Here is a 25,623-nt window from a genome sequence, read left to right as displayed (position 1 = left end):
TCAACGTGTCTTCAACGGGTGTCAATGCGCTTCAAATCCGGATCAACACGGCCCCCAGCGTAACCAATGCGCACGCCAGGATACGCCGTGTCGTCAGCTTCTCCTGCATGAACAGCCAGCCGATCAGCACCGCGAAGATCGAACTCAGCTCGCGCAACGCGGAAACCATCGCGATCGGCATATAGCGGTAGGCCTCGATAATCAGGCAATACGCGGTGAGCGCGAGCGCGCCGGAGGCCATGCCCTTGAGCACCACCGTGCGGCCGATAAACAGCCCCTTGGCGCCACCGCGCCAATGCCAGGCGAGCAGAAACTGCGGGATATTCCAGATCAGATAGACCCACATGATGTAGCTCAGGCCATTGCCCGCCACGCGCGCGCCGATTCCGTCGACAACCGAATACGTTGCGATGAAGAAGCCCGTCAGCAGCGCAAACGGTACGCTTTCGCCGGAAAAACGCATGCCGCGGCGGAACGCCAGCGAGACGATGCCGAGCGATACCAGCGCCACACCGATCGCCGCCAGCGGCTTGAGCGTTTCGTGCGCGAATACCAGCGCGCCGACGAACACGAGCATCGGCGAAAGACCGCGCGCGATCGGATAGATCTGGCCGAAGTCACCGCTTTTGTACGCGCGAATCAGCGCCAGCAGGTAGCCGAATTCAAGCACCACTGATGCAAAGATGTAAGGCCATGCGGCCGGGTCAGGCAAAGGCAGCACGATCACGCCGACGGCGCTGACGGCGATATACGGAATCGCCATCATGCCGAGCAGCCACACACGGTCTTCGGATAAATGCAGAAACGCGTTCCAGGTGGCGTGCAGCAGCGCGGAGAGCAGCACGAGCAAGACGACAAAGGTGTCCATGAAGACCAGGGAGAGATGAGAGACGGCCGGGGGCCGGCCGTAAGCACGTGATTATTCCAGCAGAATGCCGGAATGGAGGGGTGGACGACTAAAGTGAAGGGGCTTTATGTGGCGGAAGCCGGCAATTTGTGGCGGCGAGGTCCCGCTGCTCAACTTCGGCGCGGCGCCTGCGTGCCGCTATACTGCCGCGCTGGCACGCAGCAGGTACCCAGTAGGCTCGCAGCAGGCACGCAATATCGAAGCAACCCGGATGAGGGTTGACGAAGCACGTCTCGCCAACCCTTCGGCATGCAGGAATCGCGAAGCGATCAAATTGCGTCACATCACATCACGTTACGTTACGTCACGCGTTCGCGCAGCCACGCGGACGCCAGATCGATCACCGTCACGACCACGATCACCATGATCATCACCGCAGCCGTCTGCGCGTAATTGAACGAGCGGATCGCCTCGTACAGCACCACGCCAATCCCGCCCGCACCCACCATGCCGACCACCATCGCCGAGCGCACGTTCGATTCGAAGCGATATAACGCGTACGAGATCCACAAAGGCAGCACTTGCGGCAGCACGCCGTAGATGATTTCGTCGAGACTGGTCGCGCCGGTGGCGCGCACGCCTTCGGCCGGACGCGGATCGATGGCTTCGACCGCTTCGGCGAAGAGCTTGGCGAGCACGCCGGTGGTGTGCACCCACAACGCCAGTACGCCGGCGAACGGACCGAGTCCCACCGCGACGATGAACAGCATCGCGAAGACCATTTCATTGATTGCGCGGCACGCGTCCATCATGCGGCGCATCGGTTGAACGATCCACATCGGCGCCATGTTATGCGCGGACATCAGTCCACACGGCACCGCGCACACCAGCGAGAGCGCCGTGCCCCACACTGCCACCGACAGCGTCACGGCCATCTCGTGCAAATAGCTGCGCCATTCGGTGAAGTCAGGCGGGAAGAAATCCTTGGCGAACTGACCCATGTTGCCGGAGTCGGAGAGCAGGTCCAGCGGACGCATATCGGCGCCGTGCCATGCGCCACCCAACGCGGCAAGCACCGCGATCCAGCCGACGAGCGACAGCCAGCTGCGCTTGCCCGCGGCGGGAGCTGCACGTGCCGTCTGCGCGGCGAGCGCTTCGCTCGCACGCGTTGGCGACGTGATCAGATCAATCGTGTTCATTGCTTGGCTACGGCGGTGTTGAGTACGCTTAGCTTCGCATCGAGCGCGGCCAGCTGGGTCTTGCGGTCGTCGTCGGAAAGATGCGTGTCGCTTTCGATCTTCTGCTTCTGCTGGAACAATGCGACCTGGCGGATCGGCAGCAATTGCGCATCCGACGATGCCGCGAAGCCGGCGTAGCCCGTAATCGCCGCCATCACCGCTTTTTCATGCGGATCGGTTTTTCCGTAGTTCAGGAAAAAGTTGCGGATCTTGTCCTTGGTGGCTTGCGGCAGATCCTTGCGCCACACGAGCGGATCCGACGGAATCAACGGCGAGGTCCACAGCACGCGTACTTGCGCGAACTTGTCCGGATGCTGCTGTTTTAGTGTGTCGAGCATCTCGGTGTTGTTGGTCGCGATGTCGATCTTGTTGTTCACCACGGCGAGCAGATTCGCTTCGTGACTCGACGGCAGCACGGCTTTGAATGACGTGTTGACCGGGGTGTTGTGCTTGGCGAACAGGTAATAGCCGGGGATCAACGTGCCCGAGGTGGAGTTCGGATCGCCGAAGCCGACCGTGACGTCCCTGGTGTTTTTAAAGACGTCGTCGAGCGTCTTGAAGCGGCTGTTCACATTGGTGATCAGCACCGATTTGTAACCGGCATCGCCGTTTGCATACAGGACCTTCGCGAACACTTCGCCTTGCGACCGGTCTACCGCTTCCATCGCCGACGCATTGCCGAAATAGCCAATCTGTACCTTGTTAAAGCGCATTCCTTCGATGATGCCGGAGTAGTCGGTCGCGAAGAACGCTTTGACGTTCAGGCCGGTTTGCTTGTTCATGTCCGCGATCAGCGGTTCCCAGCGCTGTTTCAGCACGGAGGACGAATCGGTCGAGATGATGCCAAGGTTGATGTCCTCGGCTTGTGCGGAGGCGACGCAGGCGAAAGCGGCCGCGCCGACGGTCAGCGTGATCAATGAACGCAGGAATTTCATCTCTTTTGAGGTCCGGTTGAGTGGACAGAATGAGTGGGCGCGCTCAGTTCGAGTGCGCCGGATTGAGGGCGAACGCATAACGTGTCGAGGTGGGCGCGGCGTCTTGCGCCGGTGCGCCGGTGTCGACACCGTTAGCGTTGTTGTCCGTATGATCGGCCGCGCTATCAGCGCTGGTTTCGTCGAGCAGTTCGCGGACATCGTCGCCGTAGAGCTTCTTGAGCAGGGCAGGGCTCAGCGCGGCGGAGGCGCCGTCATAGACCACCTTGCCACGACGCAGCGCGACGGTGCGCGGGCAATACTGCATCGCGATATCGACCTGATGCAGCGACACCAGCACCGTCAGTTGATGCTCGACGTTGAGCGTGCGCAGCATTTCCATGACACGGCGCGAAGATTCCGGGTCGAGCGAGGCGATCGGTTCGTCAGCAAGCACGATGCGCGCGCGTTGCACCAGCGCTCGCGCCAATGCCGCGCGTTGCTGTTGGCCGCCGGAGAGATTGGCGGCGCGTTCGCGCGCATGGTCGCCGATGCCGACTTCATTGAGCGCGGCCATCGACAAGGCACGCTCAGCAACCGGAAATCTGCCGGTGAGACGGCGCCACAAAGGCAGCCGCGCGAGTGCGCCGATCAGCACGTTGCTCTCTACGGAAAGCCGGTTCACCAGATTGAATTGCTGGAATACGAAACCGATATCGCGGCGAATGCTGCGCACTTCTCGCACGATGCGGCCGTTCTGCTGGATCGGCCGACCGAGAATCGCGATCTGCGACGGCTGCGCATCCGAGGCCGTGAAGCCCGCGATATGCCGCAGCAGCGTCGACTTGCCCGAACCCGAGGCGCCGATCAATGCAACCATTTCGCCCGGTTCGACGCGCAGATCGATTTCGTCCAGCGCCTTGCGGCCATTGCTGAACGTCTTGCTCAACCGTTCGATACGAATTGCTTCCCGAATCTCTTCCATAAGTACCCCTTGATGCATCCGGCCATTGCCGGCTTGTGTGGGGCTCATTCTAGGAAGCGTCTGTGACGGTTGAGTGAAGGCATCGCAACGTCTAGACGACTATATCTTCATGTGACTTTTTTGCGTCGCCAGAAAGACAGGTAGAAGTCATTCGTTCGAATAAAAAATGACATCTGTATGACACGATTTGCGTGGGGTGGGGCTGGCAGCGCATGATCGCGCGCAGCCAGGCTATATTGCTTCATCCGGCGTGCCGTCCCCAATAACCTTGCAGTTTCCTTCGACGTCGTCATGCAGCCTTTGAGCTTTCTTCCCGACAGTTTTGCGGAGTACGAAGATCTCAAGACGATCCTCGATCAGGGCAGCGCAAGCTTCGAGATCCGCACGGTCTGCGAGACGACGGTGCGAGGGCGGCAGTTCGCCGTGCACACCGCGAGCATCGGTTCGACCGACCCGCTCGCGCCGGCAATCGGTTTCTTTGGCGGCATTCACGGGCTCGAACGGATTGGCTCGCAGCTCGTGCTCGACTACATGCGCGCGCTGCTCGCCCGGCTCGAATGGGACGAACTGCTGGTGCGGCAATTGCAGTCGATTCGTCTGATCTTTATGCCGATCGTCAATCCGGGCGGGATGTGGGCCGCCACGCGCGCCAATCCAAACGGTGTCGATCTGATGCGCAACGCGCCGCAGAATGCCGACGAACGCGTGCCGCTGCTCGCCGGCGGCCAGCGGGTGGGCGCATGGCTGCCCTGGTATCGCGGCCGGCAAGGCGAGCCGATGGAGCCGGAGGCGGCGGCGCTCCTGCGGGTGGTAGAAACCGAAATGGCCGCGCGACCCTTGAGCATCGCGCTCGATTGCCACTCGGGTTATGGCTGGCGGGACAGCATCTGGTTTCCTTATGCGCGCACGCGCAAGCTGATGCCGCATCTGCCGGAAATGTACGTGCTGAAAACCATGTTCGAGCGTGCGCATCCGCATCATGGCTACGCGTTCGAGCCGCAGAGCCACCAGTATCTATTGCACGGCGATCTGTGGGACTTCGCGTACGACCGCACACCTGCACCGAACGTCTTCCTGCCGATGACGCTCGAACTCGGTTCGTGGCTGTGGATCAAGAAGAATCCGCGCCAACTGTTTTCGCGTCAAGGTATGTTCAACCCGGTGAAGGCGCATCGCACCGCGCGCGTGTTGCGGCGTCATGCGAATCTGCTCGATTTCCTCGCGCGCGCGGCGTTCTCGTCGCAACGCTGGCTGCCGCAAGGTCATCGTCGTGAGCAACTGTTGCAAAGCGCGATCGACCTTTGGTACAAAACGGAAGTGTCATGAGCACGTGGATTCTGTTGCGTGGGCTGACGCGCGAAACTCGCCATTGGGGGCGTTTGCCTGGCTTGTTGCGCGAGGCGATCGGCACGGATTGCGTGTTGTTGCTCGATCTGCCCGGCAACGGCGAGTTTGCGAACCTGCGCGCGCCGGCTGCGGTGGAAGATATGGTGGGCTTCGTGCGGATTGCTGCGCTGCAAACTGGAGCAACAGGCCCTTATCGCGTGCTGGCAATGTCGCTTGGCGGCATGGTGGCAACTGACTGGGCGCAACGGCATCCCGGCGAGATCGAGCGGCTCGTGCTGATCAATACCAGCATGAGACCGTTCAGCCGCATGCACGAGCGCTTGCGGCCATCCGCATGGCCGGGCCTTCTGGGCGTCGCAGCACACTGGCGCGACGCGCCGCGCGCGGAAAGCGGCATTCATCGGCTGACGTGCAATAACGTCGAAACGCTGGGTGCCGATCTCGATGCATGGAGCGAAATTCGCCGGACCGCGCCGGTGAGCCGGGGCAATGCGTTACGGCAGCTTTGGGCCGCCGCACGCTTTAGCGCGGCTGTGGCAAAACCGGGTTGCCCGTTGCTGATTCTTTCTTCACGCGCCGACACGCTGGTTAATCCGGCGTGTTCGGCGAAGCTCGCGGCGGCGTGGGGCGCAACCCATCGCGAGCATCAATGGGCCGGTCATGACTTGCCGCACGACGACCCGGCATGGGCCAGCGAACAGGTTCGCGCGTGGCTGATGCAGGAAGGCGAAGAGCCGAAGGCCGGGCTCTAGCCAGGCAAGAGCGCAGGCAACAGCGCAGACCACAACGCAGACCACAACGCAGACAGCAGCACCTCAACCGCCAGCGGGTATAACCTAAGAGCTCGCACATCGTTTTTCTGGCCAGCAGGTGCATAATCCCCGTTCAGACGATGCATGCGAATCAAGCGATACTCGCTATTGCCGCCCGCCGGGGGAGTTGATCATGCAAGCGAAGAATGAAGAAGCCGTCACGCACCTGCTGAACGATGTCTTCGAATTTGCGCGTGGGCGCTTGCCCGAGCCGACCTTCAAAGTCGTCGAACCTTTCCTGCAGCACTACTACGATTTCGTCGATGCCGACGACCTGCAAAGCCGCGCGATTGCCGATCTTTACGGCGCGGCGCTCGCACACTGGCAAACCGCGCAGCGCTTCGTGCCCGGTAGCGAACGGCTACGCGTCTACAACCCGATACTCGAACAGCATGGCTGGCACTCCGATCACACGGTGATCGAGATCGTCAACGACGATATGCCGTTTCTGGTCGATTCGGTGTCGATGGCGGTCAACCGCCTCGGGCTCGCGCTGCATTCGGTCGTGCATCCGGTGTTTCGCATCTGGCGCGGGCCGGACGGCAGCATCGTGCGAGTGGGCCAGGGCGCTGAAGATGCAGCCGATACGCGCTCGCAGCTTGCCTCGTTCATTCACTTCGAAGTCGACCGTTGCGGCGACGCAGCGAAGCTCGACGCATTGCGTGACGAGATCGCCAAGGTGTTGAGCGACGTGCGCGCCGCAGTGGAAGACTGGCCGAAGATCGTCGAGCTGGCGCGCGTTACGGTGAAAGGCATGAAGGCCGGCGAGGCGGGACCAGAAGGTGTCGAGGCCCGAGCCTTCCTCGAATGGATGGTGGCCGATCATTTCACATTTCTCGGCCAGCGCGATTATGAACTGGTGCAGCACGACACTGGCTTTGGCCTGCGTGCGGTACCTGGCTCCGGCCTCGGCATTCTGCGCGACGCACTGCGTCCCGCGGGCGCGGCCGACGTCACGCCATTGCCACCGGCGGCCGCCGATATCATCTCCGGCTCATCGCCCATTTTCCTGACCAAGGCCAACTCGCGCGCAACGGTGCATCGGCCGGGCTATCTGGATTACGTCGGCATCAAGCTGACCGGCGCGGACGGCAAGGTGACCGGCGAGCGGCGTTTTATCGGCCTGTATACGTCTACCGCGTACCTGGTTTCGGCCTCGGAAATTCCGATCGTGCGGCGCAAATGCGCGAACATTGTGCGGCGCGCTGGCTTCCTGCCGAAGGGTCACCTGGCCAAATCGCTGGTAACTGTGCTCGAAACCTATCCGCGCGACGAACTCTTTCAGGCGGACGAAGACCAGCTCTACGATATCGCGCTGGGTGTGCTGCGTTTGCAGGAGCATCAGCGCACGCGTCTGTTCGTGCGCCGCGACCGTTTCGACCGTTTCGTGTCGTGTCTCGTGTTCGTACCGCGCGACAAGTACAACACCGATATGCGGCAGCGCATTGCCAACCTGCTGGCCGATGCATTCAATGGGGAAAGTGTCGAATTCACGCCGCTGTTGTCGGAGTCGACCCTCGCACGTATTCACTTCGTCGTGCATGCAAAGCCGGGTGGTATGCCCAATGTCGATACGCGCGAACTCGAAGCGCGGCTCGTCCAGGTCACGCGCCGCTGGCAGGACGATCTCGCCGACGCATTACTCGACGCATTCGGCGAGGAACAGGGCAACCGTCTTCTGCAACACTATGCGGATTCGTTTCCCCCTGGCTATCGCGACGATTATCCGGCCCGTACCGCGGTGCGCGATATCGAGCTGATCGAACGCGTGCAGGGCAGCGAGCGGCTCGCCATGAATCTGTACCGCCCGATCGAAGCAGGACCGCGTGCGTTTCGCTTCAAGGTTTATCGCGCGGGACTACCCATTGCGTTGTCGCGCAGCTTGCCGATGCTTGAACATCTCGGCGTGCGTGTGGATGAAGAGCGGCCCTATCTGATCGAAGCGCTCGGCGCCACGCCTGCGTGGATTCACGATTTCGGCCTCGAACTCGCGGACGACGCCGAGTTCGATATCGAACGTGTGAAGGATCTTTTCGAAGACGCGTTCGAACAGGTGTGGACTGGCGGAATCGAAAGCGACGATTTCAACCGCCTTGTGTTGCGTGCGCAACTGAATGCGCGCGAGGTGACGATTCTGCGTGCTTATGCCAAGTACCTGAGGCAAGTGGGATCGACCTTCAGCGACGCCTATATCGAGCGCGCGGTTACCGGCAATCCGGCGATTGCCCGCATGCTCGTGGAGTTGTTCATTGCGCGCTTCGACCCGGCGCAGGGCGTGACGCGCGAGGCACGTGTCGACGGCTTGTTGAAGTCGATCGACAGCGCGCTCGATCAGGTGCCGAATCTCGACGAGGACCGGATACTCCGGCAATTCCTCGGCGTTATCAAGGCCACCCAGCGCACGAACTACTATCGCTTCGATGCAGACGGCCAGCCGAAGCCGTATCTGTCGTTCAAATTCAATCCTGCGCAAGTGCCCGGTTTGCCTGAACCGAAGCCGATGTTCGAGATCTGGGTGTACTCGCCGCGTGTGGAAGGCGTGCATTTGCGCGGCGGCCGTGTCGCGCGCGGCGGGCTGCGCTGGTCGGACCGGCGTGAGGACTTCCGCACGGAGGTACTCGGGCTGATGAAGGCGCAGATGGTGAAGAACGTGGTGATCGTGCCGGTCGGCTCCAAAGGCGGCTTCGTCGTGAAGAATCCACCGCCGCAGACCGAACGCGACGCGTGGATGCGTGAAGGTATCGCTTGTTATCAGACGTTCCTGCGCGGCCTGCTCGACCTGACCGACAACCTCGCGGGCACGGCGGTGGTGCCGCCGCCGGATGTGGTGCGGCATGATCCCGACGATCCCTATCTGGTCGTCGCCGCCGACAAGGGCACGGCCACCTTCTCCGACTACGCGAACGCAATCTCGCAGGAATACGGTTTCTGGCTCGATGACGCCTTTGCGTCGGGCGGTTCGGTCGGCTATGACCACAAGAAAATGGCGATCACGGCGCGCGGCGCGTGGGAGTCGGTCAAGCGGCACTTCCGCGAAATGGGCGTCGATACCCAAACGACCGACTTCACCGTGGCCGGTGTCGGCGACATGTCGGGCGATGTATTTGGCAACGGCATGCTGCTGTCGCCGCATATCAGGCTGGTCGCCGCGTTCGATCATCGGCATATCTTTCTCGATCCGAATCCGGATCCTGCGGTAAGCCTTGCCGAGCGTGGGCGCCTTTTCATGCTCGATCGCTCGAGTTGGGCGGATTACGATCCGTCGTTGATCTCTGCGGGCGGCGGCGTGTTTCCGCGCACGGCCAAGACAATTCCCTTGTCTGCGGCGGTGCAGTCGGTGCTCGGTATCAGCGCGCCGGCGCTCGCGCCCGCTGAATTGATGCGCGCGATTCTGCTGGCGCCTGTCGATCTGCTCTACAACGGCGGCATTGGCACTTACGTGAAGGCGAGCCGGGAAACGCATCTGCAGGTCGGCGATCGCGCTAACGATGCGATTCGCGTCAACGGCGCCGATCTGCAGTGCAAGGTCGTCGCGGAAGGCGGCAATCTCGGGCTTACGCAACTCGGACGCATCGAATTCGCGCAGCGCGGCGGCCGCATCAATACCGATGCGATCGACAACTCCGCGGGTGTCGACTGTTCGGACCACGAGGTCAACATCAAGATTCTGCTGGGCCTCGTCGTCTCCGACGGCGAAATGACTGAGAAACAGCGCAATGCTCTGCTTGCGGAAATGACCGATGAAGTCGGTTTGCTCGTCTTGCAGGACAACTACTATCAGACCCAGGCGCTCTCGATTGCAGGACGCTTTGGCGTCGAGTTGCTCGATGCCGAAGCGCGGTTAATGCGTTACCTTGAACGCGCGGGCCGGCTCAATCGCGTAATCGAGTTCTTGCCAACCGATGAAGAAATCGCCGAACGCCAGGCCGCAAAACAAGGGCTGACCACGCCCGAGCGCGCCGTGCTGCTTGCCTATAGCAAGATGTGGTTGTACGACGCACTGCTCGAATCGTCAATGCCGGAAGATCCGCTCGTCAGCGACATGCTGATCGAATACTTTCCGAAGCCATTGCGGCAACGCTTCAGCGAACCGATGCAACGGCATCCGCTGCGGCGCGAAATTCTTGCAACCCATCTGACCAATGCGTTGGTGAATCGCGTGGGCTGCGAGTTCGTGCATCGCCTGATGGAGGAGACCGATGCACAGCCTGGCGTCATCGTGCGAGCCTGCATTATGGCGCGCGACGTGTTCGATCTGGACGACGTATGGCGCAGTATCGACGCGCTCGATAACCGTGTCGCCGACGATGTGCAGGCGCGCATGTTCGTCGAAGTGGCGCGGCTTGTCGAACGCTCGGCGCTGTGGTTTCTGCGGCAGTTGCAGTCGGGAGCGGTCAGCGACGGTGACGTCGCCGGCTTGCTTGCACGCTGTCGCGACGCGGCGCAACGCCTCGCGCCGCAATGGCCTGCGCTGCTGCCGAGCGCGGATCTCGAGGCGTTGTCCGAACGGCAACGCGCGCTCGCGGACGCGGGTGTCGATAGCGAACTGGCGGTGCGAATCGCCAGCGGCGAGATATCGGCGGCTTTGCTCGACATCGCCGAGGTGGCGTCGACCTGCGGGCGTAGTCTCGAACTCGTGGCGGGCGTCTACTTCGCGCTTGGTACGCTGCTGAACTACAGCTGGATCAGCGAGCGCGCGGCCGCACTGCCGGCGCCCACGCACTGGGACATGCTGGCGCGCGCCACGGCGCTTGCCGAGCTTGCGCGCCTGAAACGCGCGTTGACCACGAGTGCGCTGACCGGCGCGGACGATGCGTCGACGCCGGATGCACTGGTTCAGACGTGGCGTGACAAACGCACCGCGCAGCTGGAGCGCTATGCGCGCCTGCTTGCCGATCTGCGGGCCACGGGCGGCGCGAGCCTGTCGATGCTGCTGGTGATCGTGCGGGAGATGGCCGCGCTCGAAAGGGCCTAGCACAACGGACCGTGAGAGAGGGCGGATGGACTGCAGACGTCATGGAGCACGGGGCGAAACCGCACTGGGGTTGGACGCATGCCGTCTGGCATGTCCATAATACGAACAATTGCCAACCGAAACCGCTCTGCAAACCCACGGACCCTCTCCACGACGATGAAAGAAGAATCGCCGAAAGCCATTTTCTATGCGCTCGCCGCCAACCTCGGCATCGCTGTCTGCAAGTTCGCTGCAGCCACCTTCACGGGTTCCGGCTCGATGTTCGCTGAAGCCATTCACTCGACCGCCGATTGCGGTAACCAGTTGCTACTGCTATTCGGTTTGCGTGAAGCGCGCAAACCCGCGAGCCCGTTGCATCCCATGGGTAGCGGCCGTGAAATCAATTTCTATTCACTGCTGGTGGCGTTGCTGCTGTTCTTTGTCGGCGGGGCGTTTTCGGTGTACGAGGGCGTGCATCGTCTGTTTGCACGTGAGCCTTTGCAGTATGCCTATGTAGCGCTCGTCGTACTCGGTGTTTCGGTGGTGCTCGAAGCCCTTTCTTTGTGGGGCGCGGTTAAGGAAATCCGCAAGACGCATCCCGACAAAAGCATGTGGCGCTGGTTTCGCGAAACGCGCGAGTCCGAATTGCTGGTGGTGGCCGGCGAGGACATTGCTGCGTTAGCGGGTCTTGCGATCGCCTTCGTCGCCGTGCTGCTGACGATGGTGACCGGCAATCCCGTCTACGATGCATTGGGCTCCATCGGTGTGGGTGTGTTGCTGATGGTGATTGCGTGGCTGGTGGCGCGTGAAGTGAAGTCGATGATCGTCGGCGAATCGGCGGGGCCGGAAGTGCGCCGCGCGATCGAGGCGCATCTGCGCGCCAGATCGGAGATTCGCAGCATCATCAACATGATTACGCTGCAATGGGGCCGTCACGTGGTGGTGGCGGTGCAGGCGGAAATGATCGACTATGCGAGCGGCCGCGCGATGGTCGATGCGATCAACGTGATCGAAGCGGACTTGCAGGCGACATTTCCGCAAGTGCGCTGGGTGTTTTTTGAACCGGACGTGCCGCGGATCTGATGCGCTTTCGCGCTGCCTGGCGGGGCGCGTCCGGTCTGTCCGGGACCGGCGGATTCCGGGTGGGTTGCCGCTCAGGTGCCCCCTCATGTGTCTGCTGAGCGGTGCATTTTCCGCTTATTTGAACCCGGTCACCGCATGCGGCACATACAGTTCTTCCAGTTGACGGATTTCGTCCGCGCTCAGGTTCAACGACAGCGCCGCAACCGCATCGTCGAGGTGATGCAGTTTGGTCGCGCCGACAATAGGCGCGGTGATCGGCTTCTTCTGCAACACCCAGGCTAGCGCGACTTGCGCACGCGGTACACCGCGTTCCTTGGCGATCTGACTCACTCGCTCCACGATCCGGCGATCCGCATCTTCGGTATGCGCGTACAGCGTGCGGCCGAATTCGTCGGTCTCGGAGCGCGCGCTCTCGGTGTTCCAGTCGCGCGTCAGTCGTCCACGTGCCAGCGGGCTCCACGGAATGACGCCGATGCCTTCGCTTTCGCACAGCGGCAGCATCTCGCGTTCTTCTTCGCGGTACAGCAGGTTGACATAGTTCTGCATCGTTACGAAGCGCGTCCAGCCGTTGCGTTCAGCCACATGCAACGCCTTGGCGAACTGCCATGCATACATCGACGATGCGCCGATATAGCGTGCCTTGCCTGCCTTCACGACGTCGTGCAGCGCCTCCATGGTTTCTTCGATCGGCGTGCCGTAGTCCCAGCGGTGGATCTGATACAGGTCGACGTAGTCGGTACCGAGACGCTGCAGGCTGTTGTCGATTTCCGCCATGATCGCCTTGCGTGACAGGCCTGCACCGTTCGGGCCCGGATGCATGCGGCTATTCACCTTGGTAGCCAGCACAATCTCGTCGCGCTTCGCAAAGTCCTTCAGCGCCCGGCCGACGATTTCCTCGCTGGTGCCGTCTGAATAAACGTTGGCGGTATCGAAGAAATTGATGCCGTGGTCGAGCGCCTGCTTGATAAAGGGACGCGCCGCCTCATCGTCAAGCGACCAGGGGTGGGTGCCGCGAGCGGGCACGCCGTAGCTCATGCAGCCGAGACAAAGACGCGATACATCGAGGCCGGTGCGGCCTAGCTTCACATAATCCATTGTGGTGCTCCTGTATTGAACGGTACAAACGCGGTGCGTGCTGACGGTCCTCCATTATAGGAAGGGACGCGTTGACGTGCTGAGGAGCCGACGGGCTGGCCAGACGCGGGAGCCGGCGGGGTTCAGACGTGGCGTATGAAATGCAGTAACACGTAGTGGAAAAAAATTCCTTCGCATCTATACTTCTTTCGGCTTGAAAGCAGTCCCTCTCCCAATCTGCATCACAAGCAAAAAGGAAGGATCCCGATGCTGACTCGCACACTTGGTGCAATTTCCGCAATTGCACTCGCGGCTTGCGCCGCCTTCACGCCCGGCGCCGCCAGCGCGGACGACAACGATGGTTTCTCGCAAGGCGACGGCGGCTCGCACGGCCGGCCGGTCAAGGTGATGATCATTTCGATGTTCGCGCCGGAGGGGCAGGTGTGGCTCGACCGGCTGGGGCCGTGGCGTGAAATTCAGGTCGACGGCCTATCTCCCGATTATCCGACGGTTCATTGCAACAAGCAGGACGTCTGTGTCATGACTACTGGCATGGGGCATAGCAACGCTGCCGCGTCGATCATGGCGCTGACCTTCTCGCCTCGCTTCGATTTGCGGCATACGTACTTTATGGTGGCGGGGATTGCGGGGATCGATCCGCAGCAGGGCACGGTCGGATCTGCCGCGTGGGCGAAGTATCTGGTCGACTTTGGGATTCAGTGGGAGATCGACGGGCGGGAGATTCCGCCTGGCTGGAATACCGGGTACCTTGGGATCAATACGACGAGTCCGACGGACAAGCCGCCGCTTGACTATCGGACGGAGGTGTTCCAGTTGAATACCCAGCTTGCCGATACGGCGTTTGATTTGTCGCGCAGCGTTGTGCTGTCGGACAACGCTCAGGCGCAGGCTGCGCGGGCCAAGTATTCGTACGCGCCTGCGAATCGGCCGCCGACTGTTATTCAGTGCGATACGCTTGCGGGCGATACCTGGTGGTCAGGGACCCTGCTTGGTCAGCGGGCGCGCGATTGGACCAGGATTTTGACTGATAACAAGGGGGTTTATTGCACTACGCAGCAGGAGGATAACGCGACGTATGAGGCGCTTAAGCGCGCGGCCTCGGTGCATAAGGTCGATTTGAATCGTGTTGCTGTGGTGAGGGCGGGGTCTGATTTTGATCGGCCTTACGATGGGCAGACTAGTGCGGATAATTTGCTTAACTATGCTGCGCAAGGGGGCTTTACGATTGCTATTGAGAATTTGTTTCGGGCCGGGAATCCGCTTGTGCAGGATATTGTGACTCATTGGGGGGAGTGGCGGGAGGGGGTGCAGAAGAGGTAAAGGTTTTGTGCCTGTTCGGCGCTTGTTTGGGTTGAGTTGAGTGCCTGCGGCGGTGGGCTTTGCTTGGATTGATTGTTTGCGCAGCATTTGTCGTTTGTTTGCCTACGGCGTTGGCCTTTCCTTGCTTTCTTAGTGGTGTATTAGCGTCGCGCCTGTGCGGGGCGGGCACTTACTTCTCTTTGCCGCCGCAAAGAGAAGTAAGCAAGAGAAAGCGGCTCACACCGCTAGCTTATAAGCGGGTCTCTCGCGCAGTTGCGGTAGTGGCGCATCTGGAATCCGTATCCTCGCACATTCGGCGTGAGTGACACAGGGCTCATCCGCTCCCACTCCGCACTGCGTGCGTCGCGGATGAGTCTGCCAGGAAAACCTGGAGCTTCGTTTGGGGGGGCGATCGGCTCCGGCCAGGCGACGACGAAGTTGCACGAGGAACCTCGGGCTCCGTTTGAGCACAGAGGGAATCATCAGCTTCGCCTCGGCGAAACGCCGGATGAAACGCGAGTGCAAAAACACCACAATCGGTTTTGAGAACGTGCGCTTCGGCGCGCGCAGCGCCGCCGGAAGTATGACTGCCTTGTCACGAACGCGGAGTGTGCGGGAACGCAGATTCCAGATGCACCACTGCCGCAACTGTGCGAGAGCCCCGCTTATAAGCTAGCGGTGTGAGCGGCTTTCTTTTGCCTACTTTTCTTTGCGGCAGGCAAAGAAAAGTAGGTGCCTGCCCCGCACAGGGGCGACGCTAATAAACCACTAAGAAATCAAGGAAAGGCCAACACCAAAAACGCACCAAAAAACGCACCGAGCAGGCAAACAACTCGAGAAAAACCCAACGCCGCAGGCAAACAGACAAACAGACAAACAAGCGCCGCACGGCAAAAACCAACCCCTATCGTCACGACGCCCGATAAGGCGTCCACACAGGCGTATCCATATCCCAATGATCAAGTTCAGACGGCGTCATAACATGCTCCTTCATAAAGAGTGCACAAACACCACCGCAATGACTATTTCTTTTGGAAACCGAATCATCGCGGTGCGTCAGCCTTACTGCCCATTAGCAACGCGTGTCACGTCGCCACTGGCGCCTTCCTGCAATGCAATACGCGCAGCCTGCGTCTGACCAATCAGACCTTTATTCGGATACGACGTACGATTCAGCGCAGGTAGCGAGCCGTCACGATACGCCGCGACCAGTTCGGCCTTAACCTCAGCACGGGTTTTACCGCCTGTGGTCGGCGTGGGTTGCGTTTCGTATGTGCCGGCATGGCCAATCCCACCACCATTGCTTTGAGCAAAAACCGGTGCGCTGGCAAGCAGCGAAAGAGCCAGACCTGCTAAGAGATTGCGTTTCATGATTCACTCCTGTCGATTCGTTTGCAGCACGACGAGCGCTGCGACAGGGTGAAATGTAGACTTCGAGGCGACTCGGATAAATCGCACTTTCGCGAAATGAATTGTCGCGATTCCAGAACAATCATCGCAGCGCGCGTGTCTCCCCGACAACCAGAGGGCACTACAGGGCAACTGCGGGACAACCGCGGCATTAGAGCCGCGGTTGGAATTCACTGTTCCAGATTACGTACTTCAACTCGGGCGAATCAGGCGACCCACTCCGTTATTACCGGCGTATCGAGCGTCGGAGCAGATTCGCGTTCTTCGAAAGTACGCTTCGTGCACATCGTGTCCAGACTGCCGCGTCCGCTCAGCAGCGGGCAGCGGTCGAACAACTCCGCGATCCAGTCTACGAAAACACGGACTTTAGGCGACAGATGCCGACTGTGCGGATAGACTGCGGAAATCGGCATCGGCAAAGGCTTCAGCTCCGGTAGTACTTCAACCAGTTGGCCCGAACGCAGATGCGGCAACACCATGAAGAGCGCCGGCTGAATCAGGCCGAAGCCTTCCAGTCCGCAAGTTACGTAGGCATCGGCGTCGTTCACCGACACAATGCCCTTCATCTTCACTTCAATTTCTTTGCCATCAACCATGAAGGCCCAATCGATCGTGCGCCCCGTGCGGCTCGAAAAATAGTTGACTGCTTTGTGATTCTCGAGGTCCTCGAGCGAAGTCGGCATGCCCGCTCGCTCAATGTAGTCGGGGGCCGCGCAGGTCACGCCCTCGAACAAACCGATGCGTCGCGCCACCAGCGACGAATCCTGTAGCGCACCCACACGTACCACGCAATCCACGCCTTCCTGCAACAGATCGACGGGCCGGTCCGTCAATCCGAGTTGCAGGTCGATGTCCGGGTAACGCGTGTGGAATTCACACAGCGAAGGGATCACCAGCAGGCGCCCGATCGATCCCGGCATGTCGATGCGCAGCTTGCCGTGCGGTTTTTTGTTGCCGCTCTGGAAGCTGGCCTCGGTTTCTTCGACGTCCGCCAGGATGCGCACGCAGCGTTCGTAATACGCCGCACCGTCCGGTGTGAGCGACAAACGCCGCGTGGTCCGGTGCATCAGCCGCGTGCCGAGGAACGCTTCGAGGTTCTGAATGATGGTGGTAACCGATGCGCGCGGCAGGTCGAGCGTTTCCGCCGCACGAGTAAAGCTGTTGGTGTCGACGACGCGCGTGAACACTTGCATGGCCTGAAGCCGGTCCATTGCAAACCTCCGAAAGGGGCGGGCGCACTGAGCAGGGATCGAATCCGGGAGAGCAATCGCATTCGATTGTTCAGGTGCGCCGAATTGTGTTGCCGGATTATAGGCATTTATTTACGAGTCTGCTGAACCCACAATTCGCACCATTGAAGTTCTATGCGCATTGCGCGGCTCGACATGGATGCATTTAAACCGCCGTACTCCTTTGTGCCCTCCGGCAGCGGCCCGGCACAGGCAGACAGCACGGCACTCGACGTTACTGACGTGCAGATCGAAGGGCACGCGCAGGACATTACGTTGCGTTTGTACCGGCAGTCACAAAAAACCGCACTGCCAGTACTGCTTTATTTTCACGGCGGTGGTTTTACGAAGGGCTCGATCGATCAGGCTGAGTACGCCGCGCGTTATTTCGCAGAACACTTACCAGCTCTCGTCGTCTCGGTTGGTTATTCGCTGGCGCCGCAGTTTCCGTTTCCGGCGGCGCCTGAAGACGCACACCGTGCGGCGCTGTGGGTGCAGACAAGAGCCCGCGCGTTTGGCGGAAATAGCGGGAAGATCGGCGTGGCGGGCCACGATGCGGGCGGGCAGTTGGCCAACTGCCTCGCTTTCATCGCGCGGGATCGCGGCGACGTGCGCATTGCTGCGCAAGCGCTGTTCGGACCGATGCTCGATCCGAGCCTCACGCGTTTAGGCGACGAGCAACGCCTCAGTTCGGACATCACCGCGAAGGAATGCGCTGCGTGTTATCGCGCATATCTGCCGCAAGCGTCGCAACGCATGCATCCGTATGCCGCGCCGCTCGAATCGTCACGCCTCGCGGGCCTGCCGGCCACGCTGATCGCGACGGCTCAAAACGATGTGCTGCATGTGGAAGCGGAGAAATACGCGAGCAGTCTGATCGATGCGGGTGTGCTGACCCAGGTGGTCCGCTATCCCAGCGTTTCGCACGCCGCGTTGGCCGACCATCCACCTGCGTTGCAGGAAGCGGTGCGATTTTTTCAGTGGCGCTTCGATGCGCGCGCCCATCGCTGAGACAGAAATAAGTAGAACTTTAATCAACGATACCGGGAGCTTCTCATGACTATCCTTCCTCTTTCCCGTCGCCGTGTGGCGATTGCCGCGCTAGCCGTCCTCGTTGTGGCCGGGCTGGGCACGTTCGGCGCGATCCGGGTCGACGCGAGCTCGCCCGCCGCGCCGACCATCGTGCCGGAGGTCGATGTTGCCACTGTGGTGCAAAAGACCATCACCGACTGGCAAAGCTATTCAGGCCGCCTCGAAGCGGTCGAAAAAGTGGACGTTCGTTCGCAGGTGCCGGGCACGATCGTGTCCGTCAACTTCAAGGACGGTGCGCTCGTGAAGAAGGGCGATACGCTGTTCGTGATCGATCCGCGTCCGTACGCAGCCGAAGTCGATCGCGCCGAAGCACAGGTCGCGGCAGCGCAAGCGCGTACGGGCTACACGCAAAGCGATTGGGAGCGTGCGCAACGGCTGATTGCCGACAACGCAATCGCCAAGCGCGATTACGACGAGAAGCAGAACGCCGCGCGCGAAGCGAGCGCCAACCTGAAGGCCGCGCAAGCCGCCGTCGAAACCGCGCGCATCAATCTCGGCTACACGAAGATCGTCGCGCCCGTGGCGGGCCGCGTCTCGCGTGCGGAAATCACCGTGGGCAATGTGGTGGCCGCGGGCGCAAGCTCGGCGCCGCTGACCACGTTGGTGTCGGTTTCGCCGATCTACGCATCGTTCGACGTTGACGAACAAACCTACCTGCAATACCTGAGCCGGGCGAAGGACGGCCGCAAAGTGCCGGTGGACCTGGGTCTGGCGGATGAAAGCGGCTACTCACGCAGCGGCACGATCGAATCCGTCGACAACCGGCTGGATACGTCGTCCGGCACGATTCGGGTGCGCGCGCGCTTCGATAACCAGGATGGTGCATTGATTCCGGGGCTGTATGCCCGCGTCAAGGTCGGCGGCAGCGAACCGCATCCGGCACTGCTGATCGACGATGCAGCGGTGGGCACCGATCAGGACAAGAAGTTCGTGCTGGTGGTCGACGAGAAGAATCACGTGGTGTATCGCGAAATCTCGGTGGGCAATATGCAGGGCAACCTGCGCGTCGTTAAGGGCGGTTTGCAGGCGACCGACCGGATCGTGGTGAATGGTATCCAGCGTGTGCGTCCGGGCGATGCAGTACGCGCTCACATGGTGCCGATGACCGCGGATCAGGATCCGAACGGCGCGCCGCTCGCACAGACGCGAGCGAAAACAGCGGACAAGAATTCGTGAGCCTCGTGCGCCGCGCTTGTGTGTAGCCACATCAAGTAGCCGTAGCGGCGCATGCTCCAACGTTAAGAGCTTCCCATGAATATATCCAAATTCTTCATCGATCGGCCGATCTTTGCCGGCGTGCTATCGGTATTGATCCTGCTGGGCGGTATCATTTCGCTCTTCAAGTTGCCGATTTCGGAGTACCCGGAAGTGGTGCCGCCCTCGGTGGTGGTGCACGCGCAATATCCGGGCGCCAATCCGAAAGTAATCGCCGAGGCTGTCGCCGCGCCGCTCGAAGAGCAGATCAACGGCGTCGAGAACATGCTGTACATGCAGTCGCAAGCCAATAGCGACGGCAATCTCACGCTGACGGTGACCTTCAAGCTCGGCACGAATCCGGACCTTGCGACGCAGCTGGTGCAGAACCGCGTCAACCAGGCGCTGCCGCGCCTGCCGGAAGACGTGCAGCGCCTCGGCATCACGACCATCAAGAGTTCGCCTACGCTGACGATGGTGGTCCACCTGATCTCGCCGAACAATCGCTACGACATGACGTACCTGCGCAACTACGCGCTGCTCAACGTCAAGGATCGGCTCGCGCGGATTCAGGGCGTCGGCGAAGTGCAGTTGTGGGGTTCGGGCGACTACGCGATGCGCGTCTGGCTCGATCCGCAGAAAGTCGCACAACGCGGTTTGACGGCAACCGAAGTGGTTAACGCAATCCGTGAGCAGAACATTCAGGTGGCGGCCGGTGTAATCGGCGCATCGCCTTCGGTGCCGGGCACGCAATTGCAGTTGTCGGTGAATGCGCGCGGTCGTTTGAAGACTGAGGGCGAATTCGGCGACATCATCGTCAAAACCGCGCCGGATGGCGGCGTAACGTACCTGCGTGATATCGCGCGTGTCGAGCTGGCGGCGTCGGAATACGGCTTGCGTTCGCTGCTCGACAACAAGCCTGCGGTGGCGCTCGCGATCAACCAGGCACCGGGCGCGAACTCGCTGGCGATTTCCGATCAGGTTCGTGCGGCGATGAAGGAGCTGGCGGAAGACATGCCGGCTGGCGTCGAATACAAGATCGTCTATGACCCGACGCAGTTCGTGCGCTCGAGTATCGAGGCGGTGATTCACACACTGCTCGAAGCGATTGCGCTGGTGGTGATCGTGGTGATCGTGTTCCTGCAAACATGGCGTGCGTCGATCATTCCATTGATTGCGGTGCCGGTGTCGATTGTCGGTACGTTCTCGTTGCTGCTTGCATTCGGCTTCTCGATCAATGCGTTGTCATTGTTTGGGATGGTGCTTGCCATCGGGATCGTGGTGGACGATGCGATCGTGGTGGTGGAGAACGTCGAACGGAACATCGAAAGCGGGCTCAGTGCGCGCGATGCGACTTATAAGGCCATGCAGGAAGTGAGCGGGCCGATTATCGCCATCGCGCTGACGCTGGTCGCTGTGTTCGTGCCGCTCGCTTTCATGACCGGCTTGACGGGCCAGTTCTACAAGCAGTTCGCGATGACCATCGCGATCTCGACGGTGATCTCGGCGTTCAATTCGCTGACCTTGTCGCCGGCTTTGTCCGCGCTACTATTGCGCAGCCATGGTGCGAAGGAAGACTTCCTGACCCGTGTGATGAATCGTGTACTGGGCCGCTTTTTCAAGGGGTTCAACAAGGTGTTCCATCGCGGCTCGACGGAATATGGCCGTGGCGTGAAGGGCGTGCTGCGCCGTAAAGGGGCGATGCTCGCGGTCTACGCGATCCTGCTGTGTGCGACTGTGCTGATCTCGCGCGTCGTGCCGGGCGGTTTCGTGCCGGCGCAGGATAAGGAATACCTGATTGCGTTTGCGCAGTTGCCGAACGGCGCGTCGCTGGATCGCACGGAAAAGGTGATCCGCGATATGAGCGCGATTGCCTTGAAGCAGCCGGGCGTGGAAAGCGCGGTGGCGTTCCCGGGTTTGTCGGTGAACGGCTTCACCAATAGTTCGAGTGCGGGCATCGTGTTCGTCACGTTGAAGCCTTTCAAGGATCGCGGCAGCAAGAAACTCTCGGCCGGCGCGATTGCCGGTGCGTTGAACCAGCAGTACGGCGCGATCAAGGATTCGTTCGTCGCCGTGTTTCCGCCGCCTCCGGTACTGGGTCTCGGCACGCTCGGTGGTTTCAAGATGCAGTTGGAAGATCACGGCGCGGTGGGTTATGCGGAGTTGAACAAGGCTGCGGAAGCGTTCGTGAAGAAAGCGGCGCAAACGCCTGAACTTGGACCGACGTTCTCGAGCTATCAGATCAACGTGCCGCAACTGAACGTCGACCTGGATCGCGTGAAGGCCAAGCAACTCGGCGTGCCGGTCACGGATGTCTTCAACACGATGCAGATCTATCTGGGCTCGCTGTATGTCAACGACTTCAACCGCTTTGGCCGCGTGTACCAGGTGCGGGTGCAGGCGGATGCGCCGTTCCGTCAACGTGCTGACGACATTCTGCAACTGAAGACACGCAATGCTGCAGGCGACATGGTGCCGTTGTCGTCCCTGGTGACGGTGACGCCTACGTACGGTCCGGAAATGGTGGTGCGCTACAACGGCTATACGGCTGCCGACATCAACGGTGGACCGGCACCAGGTTTTTCGTCGGGCCAGGCGCAGGCCGCGGCCGAACGCGTGGCGGCGGAAACCTTGCCGCATGGCGTGAAGCTCGAATGGACCGACCTGACGTATCAGCAGATCATCGCCGGCAATGCGGGCTTGTGGGTGTTCCCGATCAGCGTGCTGCTCGTGTTCCTCGTGCTGGCCGCGTTGTATGAAAGTCTGACGCTGCCGCTCGCGGTGATCCTGATCGTGCCGATGAGCGTGCTGTCCGCGCTGACCGGCGTGTGGCTCACGGGTGGCGACAACAACATCTTCACGCAGATTGGTTTGATGGTGCTGGTGGGGCTGTCGGCAAAGAACGCGATTCTGATCGTCGAGTTCGCCCGGGAGCTGGAACATGACGGGCGTACGCCACTGGCAGCGGCGATCGAGGCGAGCCGCATGCGTCTGCGCCCGATCCTGATGACGTCGATCGCTTTCATCATGGGTGTGGTGCCGCTGGTGCTTTCAAGTGGCGCCGGTTCGGAGATGCGTCACGCGATGGGTATCGCGGTGTTCTTCGGCATGCTCGGCGTGACGTTGTTCGGCCTGATGCTGACCCCTGTGTTCTATGTGGTGCTGCGTACGTTGGCGGGCGGGACGATTCACGTCGCGCAGAAAGACGCGCCGCACCTTGGGGCGCCGGCGACGGAAGCCTGAGGAGAAAACAAAAATGAATCGTTTTGAATCTTTAAACGGATGGGGCAGAGCGGCTGCCAGCGGTTTGCTGGTGGCGTTGCTCGCGGCCTGCTCAGTCGAGCCCACGTATAAGCGGCCGGAGGTGGATACGCCGGTTGCGTTCAAGGAAACGCCTGCCGCTGCGTCGGGAGCGTCGACCACATCGGCTACGTCCGCCGCATCGCCGCAGGACACGGGCACGTGGAAGCAGGCCCAGCCTGCCGACGACGCGCATCGCGGCGAATGGTGGACGATTTTCGGCGACCCGCAGCTCAACGCGCTGGAAGAGCAGGCGGCTGCTGCGAACCAGGACCTGAAGGCCGCAGCGGCGCGTGTGCAACAGGCACGTGCGGTGACGCAGGCGGCAAAATCGGACTGGTTCCCGAAATTCGACGCGGGTTTTGGCCCGACGCGTGAACGGGCATCGGCAGCCTCGCAGTTCCAGCCGGATAGCGTGGGCGGTACGAACGGTACGATCTGGCGTGCACAGGTCGGTGCATCGTATGAAACCGATCTCTTCGGACGGGTCGGTTCGAACGTGAATGCGTCGCGCGCGGACGAGCAGCAAAGTGAAGCGCTGTTCCGGTCGGTCCAGTTGTCGTTGCAGGCTGATGTTGCGCAGAACTACTTCCAGTTGCGCGAGCTCGATACGGATCAGGATCTCTACCGCCGTACCGTGACATTGCGCGAGGACACGCTGAAACTGGTCGAGCGGCGTTTCAAGGAAGGCGATATCGGCGAACTGGATGTTTCGCGCTCTCGCAACGAACTGGCGAGCGCACGGGCCGATGCGGTTGGCGTGGCGCGTCAGCGCGCGGCCTCCGAGCATAGTCTCGCGATTCTGCTTGGCAAGCCGCCGGCGGATTTCTCGTTTGCGGAGGCGCCGCTCGCGCCGGTGACGGTGAGTGTGCCACCGGGTTTGCCTTCGGCGCTGCTCGAACGTCGGCCGGACATTTCGGCGGCGGAGCGGGCGATGATGGCGGCGAATGCGCGGGTCGGTCTGGCGAAGTCGGCGTTCTTCCCGAAGCTCGATATCACCGGCGGGGCTGGCTTTGAATCGGCGACGCTCGGCGATCTGTTCATGTGGTCGAGTCGCGCGTTTATCCTCGGCCCGTTCGCCGGTACCGCACTGACGTTGCCTTTGTTCGACGGTGGTCGCCGCAAGGCAAACCTTGCCCAAGCTCGCTCGAAGTATGACGAGGACGTAGCGCAATATCGTCAACAGGTGCTGGTGGCGTTCCGTGAGGTCGAGGACAACCTGGCCGATCTGCGTTTGCTCGAGGATCAGATGCGCGAGCAGAACGATGCGGTCGTGGCCTCGCAGCGCGCGGCGCATCTCTCGCGCACGCAGTACACGGAAGGCGCGGTCAGCTATCTGGACGTGATCGACGGCGAACGGCAGGTGCTGATTTCGCAACTGCAGGCGAGTCATCTGTCGGGCACGCAAGCGGTAGCGACGGTGAATCTGATTCGCGCGCTGGGCGGCGGCTGGGGCGATGTGAAACCTGCGGGCGATGAGGCGGTGGGGGCGGTTGCGCCGGCTTCGGGCCCGGTTGTTGCGGCTTCTGCTTCGGTGTTGCCGGATCAGGTGGCGAAGCGCTAGGGTTTACTTTTTAGTTAGTTGGCTGGCGAAGAACGCCGGGTTGCGCTTAGGCGCGGCCCGGCGTTTTTTTTGCTGAGGCAGTGCGCCAGCCCCTGCGTGCGGCGCGGTCACCCCAAATCATTTTTCCCGCTTTCCTTCCCAAAATCCGTTCGTAGACCGCTGGTTTCCCGCCGTCTATGATGATTCGCACCTCATCTGGAGAGAGGCGATGACCTGTCCGACCTGCCGCTGTCCGCGCTGATCCGCTCGCGCGTTCCATTGTTGCTGCGCGCCGGTTAAACCGCACGTTGCAGATTTCCGTTGTCCGATTGAGTCCGGCACACCCGCATGCCGTGGGATCGGCTCGCCTCGAAACACACCACGCCCCAACCCTAACGAGTTCACCATGCGCATTTCTCTTTCTACCGTGCGGCGTTTTTTTCGTGCACCGACGCTAACGCTTATTGGCGCGCTCGGTTTTGCGCTGGCGTTATCGGCGGCGCCCGCAGTCGCGGCAGACACGGCCACGCTGAAAATCGGCACCGCCACCAGCCCGCAAATCGAGGCACTCAAAGTGGCCGCGCGCGAGGCGAAGGAGCAGGGGCTGGACGTGAAGATCATCGAGTTCACCGACTGGAATACGCCGAACGCGGCGCTCGCTAACAAAGATATCGACGTCAACTATTTCCAGCACATTCCGGTTCTCGAGAACGCAAAGAAGCAGGGCGGCTATAACTTCGTTGCAATCGCGCCGGGCACGATCATGAAGATCGGCCTGTATTCGAAAAAGATCAAACGCTTCGACGAATTGAAAGACGGCGCCACCGTCGCCATCGCTAACGATCCGGTTAATGGTGGTCGTGGGTTGTTGTTGCTGCAACGCGCCGGTCTTATCAAGCTGACCCCGGGCATCGACTATCGCGCCACGACACTTGACATCGTCGACAATCCGAAGCATTTGAAGATCGTTCAGCTCGAGGCATCGCAATTGGCCCGCTCGCTGGACGACGTCGATCTCGCGCAAGGCTACCCGAGCTTCATCAAGCTCGCGGGCACCACCGATCCGAATAGCGCATTGCTGTTCGACGGCCTGGAAAACAAGAATTATGCGATCCAGTGGGTAGTGCGCCCGGAAAGCGTAAATGATCCGCGTATCCGCAAGTTCATCTCGATCTATCAGCATTCGCCCGCTGTGCGCGCCGCGCTCGACAAAGCCTTCGGCAATCTCTACGCCGTCGCCTGGTAAGTCACTCAACTAAGCCACACAGCTAAACACGCAGCTAG

17 protein-coding genes are annotated in these 25,623 nt (G+C 60.9%); 10 read left to right on the top strand and 7 right to left on the bottom strand.

The genetic code is table 11. From position 1 onward, the window contains the following. Positions 1 to 31: 31 nt before the first annotated feature. The 4 genes from PQR40_RS10200 to phnC form a co-directional block, all read right to left on the bottom strand. Positions 32 to 868: an EamA family transporter gene (locus PQR40_RS10200; protein WP_408229501.1), complete on the bottom strand. Its 837-nt coding sequence runs from the start codon at positions 866 to 868 to the stop codon at positions 32 to 34. Positions 869 to 1,206: 338 nt separating this feature from the next. Beyond that, positions 1,207 to 2,046 carry a phosphonate ABC transporter, permease protein PhnE gene (phnE, locus tag PQR40_RS10195; RefSeq protein WP_408229504.1) on the bottom strand — a complete coding sequence of 280 codons (840 nt, stop codon included), beginning with the start codon at positions 2,044 to 2,046 and terminating at the stop codon, positions 1,207 to 1,209. Further along, positions 2,043 to 3,020, bottom strand: coding sequence for a phosphonate ABC transporter substrate-binding protein (gene phnD / locus PQR40_RS10190; protein ID WP_408229507.1), 978 nt, complete (start codon positions 3,018 to 3,020; stop codon positions 2,043 to 2,045). The genes phnE and phnD overlap by 4 nt, the downstream gene beginning before the upstream one ends. Positions 3,021 to 3,063: 43 nt before the next feature. After that, complete coding sequence (gene phnC / locus PQR40_RS10185; protein ID WP_408335129.1) at positions 3,064 to 3,981, bottom strand: phosphonate ABC transporter ATP-binding protein; 918 nt, start codon at positions 3,979 to 3,981, stop codon at positions 3,064 to 3,066. A gap of 291 nt (positions 3,982 to 4,272) precedes the next feature. Between phnC and PQR40_RS10180 the strand changes: the two genes are divergently transcribed. The 4 genes from PQR40_RS10180 to PQR40_RS10165 all read left to right on the top strand — a co-directional run bounded on the left by PQR40_RS10180 (position 4,273) and on the right by PQR40_RS10165 (position 12,177). Then, positions 4,273 to 5,307 (top strand): M14 family zinc carboxypeptidase, encoded by a 1,035-nt coding sequence (locus PQR40_RS10180; RefSeq protein ID WP_408229510.1) that lies wholly within the window; start codon positions 4,273 to 4,275, stop codon positions 5,305 to 5,307. Continuing rightward, a complete protein-coding gene (locus PQR40_RS10175; protein WP_408508920.1) occupies positions 5,304 to 6,080 on the top strand; it encodes an alpha/beta fold hydrolase in 777 nt (258 codons plus the stop codon). Before PQR40_RS10180 ends, PQR40_RS10175 begins: the two co-directional genes overlap by 4 nt. A 193-nt stretch (positions 6,081 to 6,273) precedes the next feature. After that, positions 6,274 to 11,115: an NAD-glutamate dehydrogenase gene (locus tag PQR40_RS10170; RefSeq protein ID WP_408387752.1), complete on the top strand. Its 4,842-nt coding sequence runs from the start codon at positions 6,274 to 6,276 to the stop codon at positions 11,113 to 11,115. A 156-nt stretch (positions 11,116 to 11,271) separates the two neighbouring features. After that, a complete protein-coding gene (locus PQR40_RS10165) occupies positions 11,272 to 12,177 on the top strand; it encodes a cation diffusion facilitator family transporter (protein WP_408229519.1) in 906 nt (301 codons plus the stop codon). A 114-nt stretch (positions 12,178 to 12,291) separates the two neighbouring features. On the opposite strand, the gene PQR40_RS10160 is transcribed toward PQR40_RS10165, so the two are convergent. After that, a complete protein-coding gene (locus PQR40_RS10160) occupies positions 12,292 to 13,272 on the bottom strand; it encodes an aldo/keto reductase (RefSeq protein ID WP_408387750.1) in 981 nt (326 codons plus the stop codon). A gap of 246 nt (positions 13,273 to 13,518) precedes the next feature. Here PQR40_RS10160 and PQR40_RS10155 point away from each other — a divergent pair, with 246 nt between their 5' ends. Further along, positions 13,519 to 14,592 carry a purine-nucleoside phosphorylase gene (locus tag PQR40_RS10155; RefSeq protein ID WP_408229525.1) on the top strand — a complete coding sequence of 358 codons (1,074 nt, stop codon included), beginning with the start codon at positions 13,519 to 13,521 and terminating at the stop codon, positions 14,590 to 14,592. A gap of 1,041 nt (positions 14,593 to 15,633) precedes the next feature. On the opposite strand, the gene PQR40_RS10150 is transcribed toward PQR40_RS10155, so the two are convergent. Further along, positions 15,634 to 15,942, bottom strand: a complete 309-nt coding sequence (locus PQR40_RS10150) for a DUF4148 domain-containing protein (protein WP_408335147.1) — start codon at positions 15,940 to 15,942, stop codon at positions 15,634 to 15,636. A 245-nt stretch (positions 15,943 to 16,187) separates the two neighbouring features. Next, positions 16,188 to 17,192: a LysR family transcriptional regulator gene (locus PQR40_RS10145; protein ID WP_408229531.1), complete on the bottom strand. Its 1,005-nt coding sequence runs from the start codon at positions 17,190 to 17,192 to the stop codon at positions 16,188 to 16,190. 174 nt (positions 17,193 to 17,366) lie between these two features. Between PQR40_RS10145 and PQR40_RS10140 the strand changes: the two genes are divergently transcribed. From PQR40_RS10140 to PQR40_RS10120, 5 genes are all read left to right on the top strand, one after another. Next, the gene (locus PQR40_RS10140) at positions 17,367 to 18,221 is read left to right on the top strand and encodes an alpha/beta hydrolase (protein ID WP_408229534.1); all 855 of its coding nucleotides are present in this window, start codon (positions 17,367 to 17,369) and stop codon (positions 18,219 to 18,221) included. A gap of 45 nt (positions 18,222 to 18,266) precedes the next feature. After that, positions 18,267 to 19,478: an efflux RND transporter periplasmic adaptor subunit gene (locus PQR40_RS10135; RefSeq protein ID WP_408229537.1), complete on the top strand. Its 1,212-nt coding sequence runs from the start codon at positions 18,267 to 18,269 to the stop codon at positions 19,476 to 19,478. Between the two features lie 75 nt (positions 19,479 to 19,553). Further along, positions 19,554 to 22,739 (top strand): efflux RND transporter permease subunit, encoded by a 3,186-nt coding sequence (locus PQR40_RS10130; protein ID WP_408229540.1) that lies wholly within the window; start codon positions 19,554 to 19,556, stop codon positions 22,737 to 22,739. Between the two features lie 13 nt (positions 22,740 to 22,752). Further along, positions 22,753 to 24,360, top strand: coding sequence for an efflux transporter outer membrane subunit (locus PQR40_RS10125; protein ID WP_408229543.1), 1,608 nt, complete (start codon positions 22,753 to 22,755; stop codon positions 24,358 to 24,360). Between the two features lie 385 nt (positions 24,361 to 24,745). Beyond that, a complete protein-coding gene (locus PQR40_RS10120) occupies positions 24,746 to 25,585 on the top strand; it encodes a MetQ/NlpA family ABC transporter substrate-binding protein (RefSeq protein ID WP_408508919.1) in 840 nt (279 codons plus the stop codon). Positions 25,586 to 25,623 lie beyond the last annotated feature (38 nt).

Source organism: Paraburkholderia sediminicola (assembly GCF_046026855.1).
In the GTDB taxonomy this organism is placed as follows: Bacteria; Pseudomonadota; Gammaproteobacteria; order Burkholderiales; family Burkholderiaceae; genus Paraburkholderia; species Paraburkholderia sediminicola_A.
The sequence above is the reverse complement of the archived record's forward strand: the minus strand, read 5'-3'. Positions and strand labels throughout refer to the sequence as shown.